The following is a 14,479-nucleotide window of genomic DNA, read 5'->3' as shown; positions in this document are numbered from 1 at the left end:
CGTCACCAGCGAGAGGGGTTCTTCGGTATCCGTCTCAGGTACTACGGGCCCGCCCCGCTCAGTACCCGGAGGGCCGCACCAGCCCCGACTCGTACGCGAACACCGCCGCCTGTGTCCGGTCCCTGAGGCCCAGCTTCACCAGGATCCGGCCCACATGCGTCTTCACCGTCTGCTCGGCGACCACCAACCGCTGGGCGATCTCCGCGTTCGACAGTCCCTGCGCGATCAGGGCGAGCACCTCGGTCTCCCGCTCGGTCAGCTCGCCGACGCGGGCCTTCAGCGGGCCGCGCGGCCGGTCGTCCAGCCGGGAGAACTCGGTGATCAGCCGCCGGGTGATGCCGGGCGCGAGCAGTGCGTCCCCGTCCGCCACCACTCTGACCGCCTCCGCGAGCTGGTCGGCGGAGGCGTCCTTCAGCAGGAACCCGGACGCGCCGGCCCGCAGCGCCTCGTACACGTACTCGTCGAGGTCGAAGGTGGTCAGCACCAGCACCCGTATCTCCGCGCTCGCCCCGGTGACGCGGCGGGTTGCCTCGATGCCGCCCAGCTCGGGCATGCGGATGTCCATCAGGACGACGTCCGGGGCCATCTCGGCGACCTTGGCCACGGCGTCCAGGCCGTCCACCGCCTGCCCGATCACCTCGATGTCGGGCTGGGTGTTGAGCAGCACGGTGAAACCCTGCCGGACCATCTGCTGGTCGTCGGCGATCAGCACGCGGATCACGCGGCCGTTGCTGCTGGTCGTCATGGGGTGTCGTCCTCGGTGGTGGAGTGGGGTGGGGGCGGAGGGGCGGGGGGAGGGGTGGAGGGACTGAGGGGACCGTCCCGGCCGTCCCGGCCGTCCCGGCCGTTCCGGTTGCCGGGACCGCCCGGGCCGCCGGGACCGCCTGGGCCGTCGGGGCTGCCCGGGCCGTCGGGACCGCCCGGGCCATCGAGGCCGCCCGGGCCGTCGGTCGGCAGGAACGCGGCCACCTGGTAGCCGCCGCCCGGCAGCGGCTGCGCCGTCAGGGTGCCGTCGAGCATCGCCACCCGCTCCCGCATGCCGAGCAGCCCGTGCCCCGCCCCCTGGGACGGCGCCGGGGCCCGCTCCGGGCGGGTGTTGGTCACGTCCACGCGCAGTCCGATCGGGAGATGCGTGAGGTGGACCCGGGCCCTCGCGCCCGGCGCGTGCCGCAGGACGTTGCTCAGGGCCTCCTGCACGATCCGGTACGCCGACAGCTCCACACCGGGCGGCAGTGGTGTGCGCGTCCCGCTCGTCTCGGTGGTGACGGTCAGCCCGGCGGCCCGGATGTTCTCCACCAGCGCGTCGAGCCGGTCGAGGGTGGGCTGCGGGGCGTGCGGGGCGGTGGTGCTCCCGTCGGGCGCCGCCGGTGCGTCGGGGTGCTCGGAGCGCAGCACGCCCAGCACCCGGCGCAGCTCGGTGAGGGCCTCCAGCGCGTTCTGCCGGATGCCCGCGAGGTTCTCCTTCAGCTCGTCCGGCGGGTTCTCGACGAGGAGGGGGGCGACCTGGGCCTGGATGGAGATCACCGACATGTGGTGGGCGACCACGTCGTGCAGCTCCCGCGCGATGCGGCCGCGCTCCTCCAGCAGGGTGCGCCGGGCTCTCTCCTCGGCGGTCAGCGAGGTCTGCTGCGCGAGTTCCGTGCGGGCCTCGCGCAGGCCGCGCAGGGCGGTGCCGAGCACGACGACGACCGCGAACAGGATGAGGGCGAGCTCACCGGTCGGCTGGTAGCTCAGCCCGCCCACCAGGCCCTGCATGACGTAGGTGGCGAGTGCGGTCAGGGCCAGCGCCTCCGCGGACACCCGGGTGCGGACCCGCAGGGCGAGCAGCAGCAGGACGAACAAGTGCCCGATGATCCCGGCGACCGTCCAGGGCCAGGTGAACTTGTAGTCGTCCGTGACCATTTCGGCCCGCAGGGCGAAGGCCCCCACCAGCATGGCCGCCATCGACAGCCACCACGCCGCGACCGGCCGCCACAGCGCGAACACCATCGCGCCGGCCTGGGCGAGTGCGATCAGGAAGGCGAACCCGGGGTCGACCCCGCCGTTGTCGTCGAGCTGGGCCGCGTCACCGAGCAGCACGCCGAGGGCGGCCAGACAGACGACCCCGTGCGGGAACCAGCGCAGCCACACCGACGGCGGCAGCGGGTCCGCCCGCCAGGTCCACAGGTCGTCGTGCAGCACCCGCAGCACACGCTCGACCCTGCCTCCCCTGGTCATCTGCCTGCTCCCCCATCGCATCACTCGGCCCACCCTAGACATGGCGTACACCCGCCGTTCCTGCCCGGCCCGGCGCGCGATGCGTCCGGACGACCCGGGAGCGGCGCCGGCCGCCGCGCTCGCAGGAACGAAAGGCGGCCCAGCAGCCGGCCAGGACGAGCGCGAACACCGGCAGCCAGGCGAGCCGGGCCGCGACCCAGCCCAGGCCGTCGGGAAGCGTGTGCAGGCCGGGCAGGCGGCCGACCAGGAGGCCGGTGGCCGTGGTCGCCATCAACGCGGTCTGGTGCCACAGGAAGATCGTCATCGCCGAGAGGTTGACCAGCGCGACCGCCGCCCACGCCGCGGGCCGCCGCATCGCGCGGCGCAGCCGCTCGCGCAGCAGCAGCGCGAGGCCGCACTGCGCCAGGCCGAAGGTGACGGCGGCCAGCGTCGGCGGGTTGAGGTTCGACACCTCGGCGCCGGGCACGCCGACCATCGCCGCCGGGTAGCCCGCCCGGGCCACGAGCAGCGCGGTCACCGCCGCACCGCCGGTGAGCAGGAGCCAGCCCGCGCGGCGGCGGTCCAGCTCGCCGCGGGTCCAGGCGGCGCCGAGGGTGTAGGGGACCAGCCAGCCGGCGGCGAGGTTGATCCAGCCGAGCCAGGAGGGAGCGCCGAACCCGAAGCGCAGCAGGTCGACGTGGAGGACGACGACCAGCGGCCACAGCGGATGCAGCCGGGTCAGCAGCGGAGTCGCCGCCGTCAGCGCGGCGAAGACCAGGAGGAACCACAGCGGGGACAGGGCCAGCTTCACCAGGGTGTGGACGGTCACGAACTCCGCGCCCGTCAGGAGCAACAGCGCCGCGGTCACCGTCCACAGGGTGAGGACGGCCGCGACCGGGCGGAACAGCCGGGACAGCCGGGCGGACAACCAGCGGCTGTAGGAGGTGCCGCGGGCTCGGGCCGAGGCGTAACCCCGGGTGGCGACGTGACCGCCGACCAGGAAGAACACGGCGAGTGTCTGGAAGACCCAGGAGATCGGGGACAACCAGGGCATGTCCCGCAGCGGACTGGCCGCGTGCAGGCTGTCGCCGTCGGCGACCAGGGCCGTCACCAGCCAGTGGCCGAGGACCACACCGAGGATGGCGACGGCACGCAGGGCGTCGACGGCACGGTCCCGCGACGCGGGCGTCGCGGCGTCGACCCGGGCGGCGGCACGGCGCAGCCCCTGCCGGGGGGCGGTCAGGCGAGTTCCCTGCCGGGCGGCGGTACGGCGAGGGCCCTCCCGGGCGGCGGTGCGGCGAGGGCCCTCCCGGTCGGCGGCGCGGTGAAGCTCTTGCCGGGTGGCGGCCCCGCGCCCCCGGTTCGGTGCGGTGAGCGGAGGACTCGGTCGTGTCGCTCGGGTCACCTCAGTCATGGGTCACCTCCGTGGTCTCGCCCAGGGCGATCCGGGCCAGGTTCGTCAGGGAGACGGACCCGGTGTCGAAGTAGTCGCTGTGGCCGCCGTCGCCGGCCGCGAAGACCCGGGCGCCGAAGTCCGGGGAGACCGGGTCGGTACCGAAGCCGACGGTGGCGCCGAAGAGGTCGGCGCTGAGGTGCGGCACGTGCTCCACCCAGTCGTCGGCGCCCCGGGCCGCCCAGACCCTGGCGCTCGCGCGCAGGCCCGCGGCGGAGTCGGCGCCGGTGCCGGGGCTGCCGACCAGGACGAGGTCGGTGACGTCCAGGCCGTCGGCGGCGCGGGCGCAGACCACCGAGCCGTAGGAGTGGCAGAGGAGGGTGAGGAGGGCGTCGGGGCCTGCGATGCCGCGCAGGTCGTCGACCAGGGCGCGCAGCTTCGGGGCGGCCCGGTCGGCGCGGCCGGTGGTGGCGACCGTGGTGCTGACGGTGCCCGGCGTCTCGTAGCCCAGCCAGGCCACGACCGCCGTGCGTATGCCCCCGGGTGCCTCGGCGGCGAGCTGCCGGTGCAGGGCGAGGGCGGCGGCACGGAACCGGCCGTACGTGTCGAGACTCGTGTCGGAGCCCGGGACCAGGACGGCGACGCGGTCGGCGCGGGCGAGGTCGCCGAAGACCTCCGTGGCCAGTCCGGCGCCCCGGCCGTCGAAGGCGAGCAGACGCCGGGACGGGTCGGCCATCGACCGGTCCACCGCCGCGCGGTGGCGGTCGCCGTGAGCTGCGGCCATCCGGGACGCCTCGGCGGCGTTGCCCCGGTTGGCGGCGTAGGCGTCCTCCAGCGTGTCGGCCGTCGGTGCCGCGAGCACGGCGGGGTCCGGGGCGGGGATCTCGGGGCGTGCGGCACCAGAGAGGGGAAGGACCACGGCGCCGCAGATGAGCGCGGCGAGGACAGCCCGACGCCATCTGCCCACGCGCCGCCGCCAACGTTCAGCCGTCCCGGGCCCCATGGCCTCTCCCCTCCAGCTCGCCCGACCATCGGGCTTGTCTGTAGGGGAAGTTATGAATCGCGCCGGGTAACCCGCGTCCCGCCGGGGAGCTCACCCGCGGGGTAGCTCTCAGGTACTACGGGTACGACCGCAAGGCCTCGCAAGCCCAACCGGGACTCACCAGCCCCAGCCAGGGCTCACCGGTCCAGCCGGGACTCACCAGGCCAGCTGCGCGATCTCCTCCGCCACCACCGCGCACGCGTCCGCCGCCGGGTCGATCAGCGGATAGTGGCCGACGTCCTCAAGCAGCGTCACGCCCACCACCTCCCCCGCCTTGGCCGCCGCGTCGGCGTACGCCTCGGCGACCGCCTGCGGAACGTCCACGTCGGCACGGCCCTGCACAAGGGTCGTCGCGATGCCGGTGGGCAGCAGCAGGGCCGGGTCCGCGTAGGGCCGGCGTTCGGCGAAGCGCGCTTCCCCGCCGAGGAGTTGCCGCGTCGCACCGCCGCACACGTCGAGCTTGTCGGCGACCTCGAAGTCGGCGATCGGCGCGAGGGCGACCACACCGCGCAGGGGCGCCGGGCGGTCGAGGCGCCAACGGGCGTCCGCGGGCAGCAGGTGCCGGGCCGCCGCCCACAGGGCGAGGTGGCCGCCGGCGGAGTGGCCGGTGAGCACGACACGGCGCGCGTCGGCCTGCGGAAGGTGCTGCCGTACCAGCGCGGGCATGGTGTCCAGCGCGGCGGCCACATCGTCGAAGGTGTCGGGCCAGCGCCCCGCGACGAGATCCCCCGCACCCCCGCCCTCCGCACCGGCGCCGGCGCCGGCACTGGCACCGGCACCGGCACCCATGCCCCTATCCGCCCCGCCCGCGCCACCATCCGCGCCGCCCGCGCCGCCATCCGCGCCCTCCGCACCACGCCGGTACTCCACACTGGCCACGGCGAGGCCGCGCGCGGCGAGGAAGCCGGCGAACGGGCTGACATGGCGGCGGTCGTACGGTGCCCGCCACGAACCTCCGTGCAGGACGACCACGACGGGAGCGGCGCCGCCCGGTCCCCCCGCCCCGCGCGGGACGTAGAAGTCGATCACCTGGTCGGGATGGTCGCCGTACACAGCGGTGCTGTCGGGGTCGACCGCCGGGTGCGAGAAGGCCGATTTCTCCTCCGCGGCCTCCGCGGCTTCCCTCGCGGCAGCGGTGCCCGGTTCTGCGGCGGCGTCCGGCATGCTCAACCTCTCAGCGGCGAAACGGTGTTGGCGGACCGGGGGAACGAAATCGGCCGTTGGCCGGACGGTATCAGGCCGGTGACGTGCGCGGACATGGGGATGTAACGCTGGGTGAGGGCCAGGCGATCCGCCCGGTCCTCACCCGCCCGTCACCCCAGCGTCTCCGCCAGCACCCGCGCCGCCCGCTCCACGTCCGCGAAGCCGACGTACAGCGGGGTGAAGCCGAAGCGCAGGATGTCCGGGGCGCGGAAGTCTCCCACCACCCCGCGCTCGATCAGGCGCTTCATCACGTCCCCCGCGTCGTCGCAGCGCAGTGCGACCTGGCTGCCCCGCTCGGCGTGCGCCGCCGGGGTCACCGACTCCACCAGGCCGTCCGGGACGTACTCCCCGACACAGCGCAGGAAAAAGTCCGTCAGCGCCAGGGACTTGGCCCGCACCGCATCCACCGACACCCCGTCCCACACCTCCAGGGCCGCCTCCAGGGCGAGCAGGGAGAGGATGTCCGGCGTGCCGACCCGGCCGCGCACCGCGCCGGACGCCGGGGCGTACGCGGACCGCATGCCGAAGGGCTCGGCGTGCGAGTTCCAGCCCGGCAGCGGGGAGTCGAAACGGTCCTGGAGGTCGCGGCGCACGTACAGGTACGCGGGCGAACCGGGTCCGCCGTTGAGGTACTTGTAGGTACAGCCGACCGCCAGGTCGACGCCGTGCTCGTCGAGCCCGACCGGCAGCGCGCCCGCGCTGTGGCACAGGTCCCAGACGACGTACGCCCCCGCCGCGTGCACCGCCGCCGTGAGCGCGGGGAGGTCGTGCAGCCGGCCCGTGCGGTAGTCGACGTGGTTGAGCAGGACGGCGGCGGTACGGTCGCCGAGCGCCGACGGCACCTCGGCCGGGGTCACCGGGCGCAGGGTGCGGCCCGTCATCCGGGCCGCCGACTCGGCGATGTACCCGTCCGTGGGGAAGGTGGTGGCGTCGACGAGGATCTCGTCCCGGCCCACGTCCGCCATCCGCACGGCGGCGACGAGCGCCTTGAAGACGTTGACGCTGGTGGAGTCGCCCACCACGATCTGCCCGGCCGCCGCCCCGACCAGCGGGGCGATCCGGTCGCCGATCCGCTCGGGCGCGGTCCACCAGCCGCTCTCCTCCCAGGACCGGATGCGCAGTTCGCCCCACTGACGGCGTACCACGTCCTCCACGCGCGCGGGGACACCGGCCGGGAGAGCGCCGAGCGAGTTGCCGTCCAGGTAGACGACGTCGTCCAGGACGAACCGCTCGCGCAGCGCCGCCAGTTCGTCGGCGGCGTCCAGCTTCCCGGCCGCACCCGCCAGGTCGTCGGCGGCATCCAGCTTCCCGGCCGCACCCGCCAGGTCATCGGCGGCGTCCAGCTCCTCGGCCGCACCCGCCGGTTCGAAGCGCTCGCGCTCTCGGGGCTCAGACATACGACCGCGCCGTCCACAGTTCGGGGAACACGTTGTTCCGGGCCCGCTTCTCCAGCCAGGCCACTCCGGCGGAGCCACCCGTGCCGGTCTTGGAGCCCATCGCGCGGCGGGTGGCGACCAGATGGTCGTTGCGCCATCGCCACACCAGTTCGGCGACGTCGGTGAGCGCCTCGCCGAGGCGGGCCAGTTCGCCGTTCTGGTCGCCCGCGTAGACGGCCGTCCAGGCGGCCTCCACCTCGGGCGCCGGCTCGTACTTCCGGGTGACGTCGCGCTGGAGGACGGCGTCCGGGATGTCGTACCCGCGCCGGGCGAGCAGCCGGACCACCTCGTCGTACAGGCTCGGCTCGTGCAGCGCCTTCTCCAGCTCGGCGTGGACGCGCGGGGCGCCCCGGTGCGGGACGAGCATGGACGCCGACTTGTCGCCGAGCAGGAACTCCAGGCGGCGGTACATCGCCGACTGGAAGCCGGAACCCTCGCCGAGGGCGCTGCGGTACGAGTTGAACTGGGCGGGGGTGAGACCCGCGAGCGGCGTCCAGGAGGCGTTCAGCGCCTCCAGTTCCCGCACGGAACGCTTCAGCGCGTCCCTCGCCACGTCGGTCCGGTCCTCGCGCAGGGCGCGCGCCGCGGTCTCCCACTCGTGGACGATGACGGTGAACCACAGCTCCATGACCTGGGTCGTGACCAGGAAGACCATCTCTCCGGGATCGTCGGAGAGGGTGTGCTGGAGATGGGTGAGCACGTCCGCCTTGACATAGTCCTCGTACGGCGTGCTGCCCTCGAAGTCGAGATTCGGGGCTTCGTGGGACATTGCTGTCTCCTGCTGTGTACTACGGGTAGCGGTCCGCCCTGCCGTTACCGACACGGGGCCCCGGTCCCCAACGTCATCCTCCGCAATGGTCGCAGCAAACCGCAAGGCCCGCCTGCGCACGGCAGGCGGGCCAGGACGTGTCCGGTCCCCGGTTCAGCCCAGTACCTCGGCCGCCGCCGGCGAGGAGTCCTTCAGGAACTGGCTGCAGCGCTCGTACTCCTCCTTCTCGCCGATCGCCTGGGCGGCGCGGGCGAGGGCGTGCAGGGCGCGCAGGAAGCCGCGGTTCGGCTCGTGCTCCCAGGGCACCGAACCGTGCCCCTTCCAGCCGCTGCGGCGCAGGGCGTCCAGGCCGCGGTGGTAGCCGGTACGGGCGTACGCGTACGACTCCACGACGCTGCCCCGCTCGAACGCCTCGTCGGCCAGCTGGGCCCAGGCCAGCGAGGACGTCGGGTACTTCGCGGCGACATCGGCGGGCGAGGTCCCGCCCGCCAGCAGCTCGCGCGGCCCGGGGTCGTCGGGGAGGTGGGTCGGGGGCGGTCCCCCGAGGAGGTTCTCGTGAATGGCCATGGGCACAAGTCTGCGCCATGCCGCCGGCATACGTACGAGGGCCCGGCACCGCAGGAGAATCCTGGCGGTGCCGGGCCCGTCGCGGACGACACGCCACGGACGACACGGCGCGGACGGCGCACGGTGGCGCGCGGACGACGCGCGGTGGCGCTACTTGATCTTCTGGCCCGCGGAGCGCAGGTGGCCGCAGGCCTCGACGACGCGCGCGGCCATGCCGGCCTCGGCCAGCTTGCCCCAGGTCCGCGGGTCGTAGGTCTTCTTGTTGCCGACCTCGCCGTCGACCTTCAGGACACCGTCGTAGTTGCTGAACATGTGGTCGGCGACCGGACGCGTGAAGGCGTACTGGGTGTCGGTGTCGATGTTCATCTTGACCACGCCGTTCTCCAGCGCGGTCGCGATCTCCTCGGCGGAGGAACCGGAGCCGCCGTGGAAGACGAAGTTGAACGGCTTGCTGCCGGCCGGCTGTCCGTACTTGGCGGCGACGCCCTCGTTCAGCTCCTTGAGCAGCTCGGGGCGGAGCACGACGTTGCCCGGCTTGTACACGCCGTGCACGTTGCCGAAGGACGCGGCGAGCAGGTAGCGGCCCTTCTCGCCGAGGCCCAGCGCCTCGACGGTGCGGATCGCGTCGTCGACCGTGGTGTAGAGGGAGTCGTTGATCTCGTGGGAGACGCCGTCCTCCTCGCCGCCGGTCGGGGTGATCTCGACCTCAAGGATGATCTTGGCGGCACGGGCGCGCTCCAGCAGCTCCGTGGCGATGGAGAGGTTGTCGCCGAGCGTCTCCGCGGAGCCGTCCCACATGTGGGACTGGAACAGCGGGTTGCGGCCGGCCTTGACGCGCTCCTCGGATACCGCCAGCAGCGGACGCACATACGCGTCGAGCTTGTCCTTCGGGCAGTGGTCCGTGTGCAGGGCGACGGTGACGTCGTACTTCTCGGCCACGATGTGCGCGAACTCGGCGAGGGCGACGGCGCCGGTCACCATGTCCTTGTTGTGCTGACCGCCCAGGAACTCGGCACCGCCGGTGGACATCTGGATGATGCCGTCGCTCTCCGCCTCCGCGAAACCGCGCAGGGCCGCGTGCAGCGTCTGGGAAGAGGTCACGTTGATGGCCGGGTAGGCGAACTTTCCTGCCTTCGCCCGGTCCAGCATCTCGTTGTAGACCTCGGGAGTTGCGATGGGCATCTGTCCGCTCCTTGTATGTGCGGGTGGGCGTGAAACGTGCTTACAGGCCCTGACCTAGAACTGGGGGGCGACGTCATCGTCGGCCCCATCTTTCCAGACGAAGCGGGATACTCCGAGTGGACGTCCGCCCTGCCTCAGTCCAGACCCAGCTCGTCCTTGTCGTACGCGTACAGGTACGGCACCCCGGCGCCGTCCTGGATCTTCTCGGCGGCGCCCGTCGCCCGGTCGACGATCGTCGCGACGGCCACCACCTCGGCACCGGCCTCGCGCACGGCCTCGACGGCGGTGAGCGGGGAGCCGCCGGTGGTGGAGGTGTCCTCGACGACCAGGACGCGGCGGCCCTTGATGTCCGGACCCTCGACGCGCCGCTGCAGGCCGTGCGCCTTGGCGGCCTTGCGGACGACGAACGCGTCCAGGCGCTTCCCGCGCGCGGCGGCGGCGTGCAGCATGGCCGCGGCGACCGGGTCGGCACCCATGGTCAGCCCGCCCACCGCGTCGAACTCCAGGCCGTCGGTCAGGTCCAGCAGCACCTGCCCGACCAGCGGCGCGGCCTCGCCGTCCAGGGTGATGCGGCGCAGGTCGACGTAGTAGTCGGCCTCCAGCCCCGAGGAGAGGGTCACCTTGCCGTGCACCACGGCCTTGTCCTTGATCTGCTGCAGCAGCGCGCCGCGTGTGCCTGGCGGCATTACTTCGTTGACGTCCGTCATGCCGACCAGCTTAGAGCCGGGTCCAGCTCCAGGTCGTCGTGGCCTCCAGCGGCTCCACGGGCGTGACCAGGCGCGGGAGGGTGTTCAGGCCGTTGGGCGGCCCGGTCTGCGGCTCCACGCAGACGGCGGCCTCCTGCTCGTCGTAGACCACGGCCCACCGCTCCGGGCTGGTCACCCTCAGTTCCAGGCGCTCCGGCCAGGTGAGGGTGACGTCGACGCCGTCCGGCATGCCGAAGCAGTCGTCCCAGGGGCCCGGTTTCGGGTCCAGGCAGTTGCCGGTGGGCAGGTGGTCGTCACCGCGCTCCTCCTGCCAGGCGGGGTCGAAGGCGATCGCCACGTCCGCCCCGTCGAGGGTCCGGTTGAACCACGGGTGCCAGCCGATCTGCGCCGGGAACGACGACTCGTACGTCTCCACGGACATCGTCAGCGTCAGCGCGTCCTCGGCGAGGGCGATCACCTGGGTGACGCGGCCGGGATAGGGCCAGGGCTCGGTGAGGTCGTACGTGATGACGGCCTGGTCGGCGGTGACGCGGGCGGTGCGCCATGCGGCGTCGCGGGCGGTGCCGTGGATGGCGTGCGGCGGGGAGTTGAGCGGCATCTGGCGGACGACGGCGCCGTCCCGGAAGCGGCCCTCGCGGATCCGGCCGCACCAGGGGACCATCGGGAAGCAGCCGTAGCGCTCGCCCTGGCGGAGCAGCTCCGTACCGCCGACGCGCAGCCCGCCGATCCGGCCGCCGTTGCCCGGCAGCACGGTCGCCTCCGCGTCACCCGCGGTCAGCGTGATGGGTTCGTTACTCACGCCACGACCCTACTGGTGCGATCAAGGGCACCCCACCCGGTCGGCTCGGCAGGGTCCGGCGGGGGCTCGGTTGCGGCTGAGGCGCGGTGCGGTTGCGGGGCTGAGGCGCGGTGCGGTTGCGGCTCAGCTGAGCCGCTGTCCGGCTGCGGGGGCTGAGGTGCGACTCGGCTACGGCGGCCGAGCCGCGGTCCGGCTGCGACGACTGGGGTGCGGCTCAGGTGCGGCCGAGCCGAGCTGAGCTGCGGCGTTTCAGCGGCGCCTGCGCAGCGCCCGGCCCACCACGATCGCCGACGCCACGACCAGCGCCGCCGCCGGGGCGGCCCAGCGCAGGGGAGCACCCGCCGCGCCCGCCTGAGGTGCGGGGACGGGAGCGTACCGGCCGCGTGGCGGAGCGTGGTCCACCTCCTCGGCGCTGCGGCCGATCATCGTGCGGCGCGCGTGCGCGGCCTCGGCGGCGGGCGGCTCGGCGGCTTCAGGGGTGCTGGGGGTTTCGCGGGCGGCGGGGGCCTCGGGGGTGCTGGGGGTTTCCCGGGCGGCGGGGGCCTCGGGGGCGGCCGGGGTTACAGGGGCATCGGGCTCGTCCCGCTCACCCGACTCGCCCTGCTCCCCCTCGTCCGCGAGGGACGGCGGGGGCACCTCGGTGTCGAAGACGGAGGTGTGCTGCGGCCGGGGTCGCGCCTCGGGCTGTTCCGGTTCGCGCCCCGCCGCCGTGCCCAGGTTCGCCGCGAACCGGGTCAGCAGCCGGGCCGTGGCCGACGTCACCGACTCCTCGGGCAGCTCCGTGACGCGCCCGTCCGCGGTGGCCGTCCCGGCGAACGTGAGGGTGGAGCCGCCGTCCACGTCCGCCACGCGGAGGGTGAGCGACAGCGTCACCGTGCCCGTGCCGCGCGACTCGGTGGCGTCGCCCTCGACGGCGTACGCACCGTCCTCCCGCGCGGACAGCCGCAGGGAGCCCCGGTAGGTGATGGAGTGACTGCCGACGCGCACCTTGAGCCGTCCCGCGACGGGCTCGGCGCCGGCGTCCTGCTGGAGCCCCGGAACCGCCCGGGCGACCCGGACGGGGTCGGCCAGCACGTCCCTGAGCCGCTCGGCCGGAACCGGAACGAACACCTCATGCTCCATGTCACGCCACCCTACCCAGCGGGCGCCCGACGCACCCCCCGTCGGCACAAAGTCACCCGCCGCGCGGTGCGGGCGTCGGAGTGGAAGACGAAGCGGGCCAGTCCGGCCTGGACGTTGATGACGGCGATGCGGTGGGCGACCACATCGTGCGGTTCACGGGCGATCCGGACGCGTTCCTCGGCGACCTCACGCCGGCCCGGACGGCCTGTTCGGCACGTAGCTGCCGGGTGAGTTCGCCGGTCCCGTGGGCCCCGTACCCGAACGGCCACAGCACCAGCGGGAAGCCCACGGCCTGCCCCACGACCGGCGCCATCGCCTCGGCGCCGCTGCCCACCCCGGCGTAGATCCAGACCCCCGCTCCTCGCTCTACGCCCGGGGCGCCGCGTGAAACTCGTTCGCACGGATGCGCGGGGCGCTGAGGCCCGGAGACGCGGAGGCACGGACGCACGGACGCGCTGACGCGCTGACGGGGGGCTCAGTACCGCGGATGCACCAGCGTCGAAGGCGGCAGGCCGTCGATCCGGGTGCGGGACGCGGCGCGGGCGTCCTGGGCCAGGGACCGGGGCGTGAGGGTGTGCGGGCGGGGTGCCGTCGGTTCGAGGCGCGGGGCGGGGGGCGTGCGGGCGGCCAGGAGGAAGCCCCAGTCGCGGGGGGCGTTCGGGGCGGCGGCCGCGCGGTCGGGACCCGGTGCGAAGCCGGCGCCCCGGGCGGCGACGCGGTAGGGGGCGGTCCGCAGACCGGCCGCGTGGAGCGTCGCGTCCACCGTCCAGAAGGTCCGCGGGCGTGCGGTGAGCGGGCCGGCGTGCACGACCAGCCGCCCGTCGGGGGCGAGCACTCGCCGAAGCAGGCCGTAGAACTCCTGCGAGTACAGCTTCGTGCTGGCCGTGATGCCCGGGTCGGGCAGGTCCGAGATCACCACGTCGTACGTCGCGGTGGGCGTCGAGCGCAGCAGGCGGAAGGCGTCCGCCGTGGTGACGTGGATGCGCGGATCTCCGTAGGCGTGCTCGTTCAGTGCGGACAGGCCGGGGTCGTGCCGGGCCAGCCGGGTGAGCCCGGGGTCGAGTTCGACGACGTCGACGCGTCGCACGTCCGGGTGGCGCAGCACCTCCCGCGCGGCGAGGCCGTCGCCGCCTCCGAGAATCAGCACGCGCGCGTGCGGGCCGCTCATCACGGGGCGCACCAGGGCCTCGTGGTACCGCCGCTCGTCGCTGCCGCTGACCCGCAGCCGGCCGTCCAGGAACAGGTCGAGGGGCCGCCCGTCGGCGTCGCCGGTGAGGACGACCTCCTGCACGCCGGTCTGGACGGCGACGCGGACGTCCTGGCCGTACACGGCGTGCCGGGCGGCGCGTTCGAAGTCGTCGGCGAGGACGGTCGCCGTGGCCAGGAGGGCGATTACGACGGCGTTGGCGGCCAGCAGCAGCCAACGGGCCCGGCGGGTCATGTCCCGCCGGAACAGGCCGAGGACCAGGGCGGCGCCGACGAACGCGTTGACGGTGCCGGTGAGCAGCGCGCCGGTCAGCTGGCCGAGGAAGGGCAGCAGTACGAAGGGGAAGGCGAGGCCGCCGACGAGCGCGCCGACGTAGTCCGCGGCGAACAGGTCGGCGACGGCGCCGCCCGCGTCCTGGCGGCGGACGCGCTGGATCAGCTCCATCAGCAGCGGCACCTCGGCGCCGATCAGCACGCCGATGGCGAGCGAGAAGGCGACCAGGAGGAAGTGCGGGCCGTCGGCCCACAGACCACCCCAGCCGCCGGTCCAGGCGAAGACGGCGTACAGCACCATCGCGCTGGAGCCGCCGACGAGGGCGAGGACGGCCTCGACCGCGCCGAAGCCGGCCGCCGCGAACCTGCGCAGCCGTTTGGCGGCGAGTGAGCCGAGGCCCATGGCGAAGACCATGACGGACAGGACGACGGACGCCTGGGTGACCGAGTCGCCGATCAGATACGAGGCGAGGGCGACGAGTTCGAGTTCGTACACGAGCCCGCAGGCCGCGCAGACGAAAACGCCCGCCAGCACCAGGAACCGCCCGACAGCCGGCCGGACGGGCAGCCGCGCCGGCCCACCG

Annotated in this window: 15 protein-coding genes; 1 reads left to right on the top strand and 14 read right to left on the bottom strand. The window is 73.9% G+C overall.

Annotated features, from left to right (window positions below; all coding sequences use genetic code 11):
* Positions 1-58 precede the first annotated feature (58 nt).
* The 13 genes from ACIQ6R_RS22105 to ACIQ6R_RS22045 all read right to left on the bottom strand — a co-directional run bounded on the left by ACIQ6R_RS22105 (position 59) and on the right by ACIQ6R_RS22045 (position 12,559).
* The gene (locus ACIQ6R_RS22105; protein WP_404222955.1) at positions 59-745 is read right to left on the bottom strand and encodes a response regulator; all 687 of its coding nucleotides are present in this window, start codon (positions 743-745) and stop codon (positions 59-61) included.
* Positions 742-2,259, bottom strand: coding sequence for a sensor histidine kinase (locus ACIQ6R_RS22100; protein ID WP_404222954.1), 1,518 nt, complete (start codon positions 2,257-2,259; stop codon positions 742-744). The genes ACIQ6R_RS22105 and ACIQ6R_RS22100 overlap by 4 nt, the downstream gene beginning before the upstream one ends.
* Entirely contained in the window at positions 2,252-3,610 is a 1,359-nt protein-coding gene (locus ACIQ6R_RS22095) for an acyltransferase (protein ID WP_404222953.1), read from the bottom strand. Before ACIQ6R_RS22095 ends, ACIQ6R_RS22100 begins: the two co-directional genes overlap by 8 nt.
* Positions 3,603-4,592, bottom strand: a complete 990-nt coding sequence (locus ACIQ6R_RS22090; RefSeq protein ID WP_404222952.1) for an alpha/beta hydrolase — start codon at positions 4,590-4,592, stop codon at positions 3,603-3,605. The genes ACIQ6R_RS22095 and ACIQ6R_RS22090 overlap by 8 nt, the downstream gene beginning before the upstream one ends.
* 195 nt (positions 4,593-4,787) lie before the next feature.
* On the bottom strand, positions 4,788-5,795 hold the full coding sequence (locus ACIQ6R_RS22085) for an alpha/beta hydrolase (protein ID WP_404222951.1): 1,008 nt from the start codon (positions 5,793-5,795) through the stop codon (positions 4,788-4,790).
* A gap of 149 nt (positions 5,796-5,944) precedes the next feature.
* Positions 5,945-7,231 carry a kynureninase gene (gene kynU, locus ACIQ6R_RS22080; RefSeq protein ID WP_404222950.1) on the bottom strand — a complete coding sequence of 429 codons (1,287 nt, stop codon included), beginning with the start codon at positions 7,229-7,231 and terminating at the stop codon, positions 5,945-5,947.
* Entirely contained in the window at positions 7,224-8,039 is an 816-nt protein-coding gene (locus ACIQ6R_RS22075; protein ID WP_404173429.1) for a tryptophan 2,3-dioxygenase, read from the bottom strand. Before ACIQ6R_RS22075 ends, kynU begins: the two co-directional genes overlap by 8 nt.
* A gap of 153 nt (positions 8,040-8,192) precedes the next feature.
* Positions 8,193-8,606 carry a DUF3151 domain-containing protein gene (locus ACIQ6R_RS22070; protein ID WP_404222949.1) on the bottom strand — a complete coding sequence of 138 codons (414 nt, stop codon included), beginning with the start codon at positions 8,604-8,606 and terminating at the stop codon, positions 8,193-8,195.
* Positions 8,607-8,756: 150 nt separating this feature from the next.
* Positions 8,757-9,788 (bottom strand): class II fructose-bisphosphate aldolase, encoded by a 1,032-nt coding sequence (gene fbaA / locus ACIQ6R_RS22065; RefSeq protein ID WP_404222948.1) that lies wholly within the window; start codon positions 9,786-9,788, stop codon positions 8,757-8,759.
* A gap of 134 nt (positions 9,789-9,922) precedes the next feature.
* Complete coding sequence (pyrE, locus tag ACIQ6R_RS22060; RefSeq protein ID WP_404222947.1) at positions 9,923-10,495, bottom strand: orotate phosphoribosyltransferase; 573 nt, start codon at positions 10,493-10,495, stop codon at positions 9,923-9,925.
* Positions 10,496-10,505: 10 nt separating this feature from the next.
* Positions 10,506-11,294, bottom strand: coding sequence for an aldose 1-epimerase (locus ACIQ6R_RS22055; RefSeq protein ID WP_404222946.1), 789 nt, complete (start codon positions 11,292-11,294; stop codon positions 10,506-10,508).
* Between the two features lie 249 nt (positions 11,295-11,543).
* Positions 11,544-12,416 (bottom strand): SRPBCC domain-containing protein, encoded by an 873-nt coding sequence (locus ACIQ6R_RS22050; RefSeq protein WP_404222945.1) that lies wholly within the window; start codon positions 12,414-12,416, stop codon positions 11,544-11,546.
* Positions 12,417-12,427: 11 nt separating this feature from the next.
* Positions 12,428-12,559 (bottom strand): hypothetical protein, encoded by a 132-nt coding sequence (locus ACIQ6R_RS22045; protein WP_404222944.1) that lies wholly within the window; start codon positions 12,557-12,559, stop codon positions 12,428-12,430.
* Between ACIQ6R_RS22045 and ACIQ6R_RS22040 the strand changes: the two genes are divergently transcribed.
* Positions 12,497-12,760, top strand: coding sequence for a hypothetical protein (locus tag ACIQ6R_RS22040; RefSeq protein ID WP_404223034.1), 264 nt, complete (start codon positions 12,497-12,499; stop codon positions 12,758-12,760). The genes ACIQ6R_RS22045 and ACIQ6R_RS22040 overlap by 63 nt on opposite strands.
* A gap of 131 nt (positions 12,761-12,891) precedes the next feature.
* Here the strand turns inward: ACIQ6R_RS22040 and ACIQ6R_RS22035 are convergent, their stop codons facing one another.
* Positions 12,892-14,433, bottom strand: coding sequence for a polyamine aminopropyltransferase (locus ACIQ6R_RS22035; protein WP_404223028.1), 1,542 nt, complete (start codon positions 14,431-14,433; stop codon positions 12,892-12,894).
* Positions 14,434-14,479 lie beyond the last annotated feature (46 nt).

This window comes from Streptomyces sp. NPDC096048 (genome assembly GCF_044763415.1).
In the GTDB taxonomy this organism is placed as follows: Bacteria; Actinomycetota; Actinomycetes; order Streptomycetales; family Streptomycetaceae; genus Streptomyces.
The sequence above is the reverse complement of the archived record's forward strand: the minus strand, read 5'-3'. Positions and strand labels throughout refer to the sequence as shown.

Excerpts from the sequence above, each read along its gene's own strand:
- ACIQ6R_RS22095 (WP_404222953.1), bottom strand. The coding sequence starts at position 3,610 with ATGACTGAGGTGACCCGAGCGACACGACCGAGTCCTCCGCTCACCGCA.
- ACIQ6R_RS22075 (WP_404173429.1), bottom strand. The coding sequence starts at position 8,039 with ATGTCCCACGAAGCCCCGAATCTCGACTTCGAGGGCAGCACGCCGTAC.
- ACIQ6R_RS22090 (WP_404222952.1), bottom strand. The coding sequence starts at position 4,592 with ATGGGGCCCGGGACGGCTGAACGTTGGCGGCGGCGCGTGGGCAGATGG.
- ACIQ6R_RS22085 (WP_404222951.1), bottom strand. The coding sequence starts at position 5,795 with ATGCCGGACGCCGCCGCAGAACCGGGCACCGCTGCCGCGAGGGAAGCC.
- ACIQ6R_RS22100 (WP_404222954.1), bottom strand. The coding sequence starts at position 2,259 with ATGTCTAGGGTGGGCCGAGTGATGCGATGGGGGAGCAGGCAGATGACC.
- ACIQ6R_RS22050 (WP_404222945.1), bottom strand. The coding sequence starts at position 12,416 with ATGGAGCATGAGGTGTTCGTTCCGGTTCCGGCCGAGCGGCTCAGGGAC.
- fbaA (WP_404222948.1), bottom strand. The coding sequence starts at position 9,788 with ATGCCCATCGCAACTCCCGAGGTCTACAACGAGATGCTGGACCGGGCG.
- kynU (WP_404222950.1), bottom strand. The coding sequence starts at position 7,231 with ATGTCTGAGCCCCGAGAGCGCGAGCGCTTCGAACCGGCGGGTGCGGCC.
- ACIQ6R_RS22070 (WP_404222949.1), bottom strand. The coding sequence starts at position 8,606 with ATGGCCATTCACGAGAACCTCCTCGGGGGACCGCCCCCGACCCACCTC.
- ACIQ6R_RS22105 (WP_404222955.1), bottom strand. The coding sequence starts at position 745 with ATGACGACCAGCAGCAACGGCCGCGTGATCCGCGTGCTGATCGCCGAC.
- pyrE (WP_404222947.1), bottom strand. The coding sequence starts at position 10,495 with ATGACGGACGTCAACGAAGTAATGCCGCCAGGCACACGCGGCGCGCTG.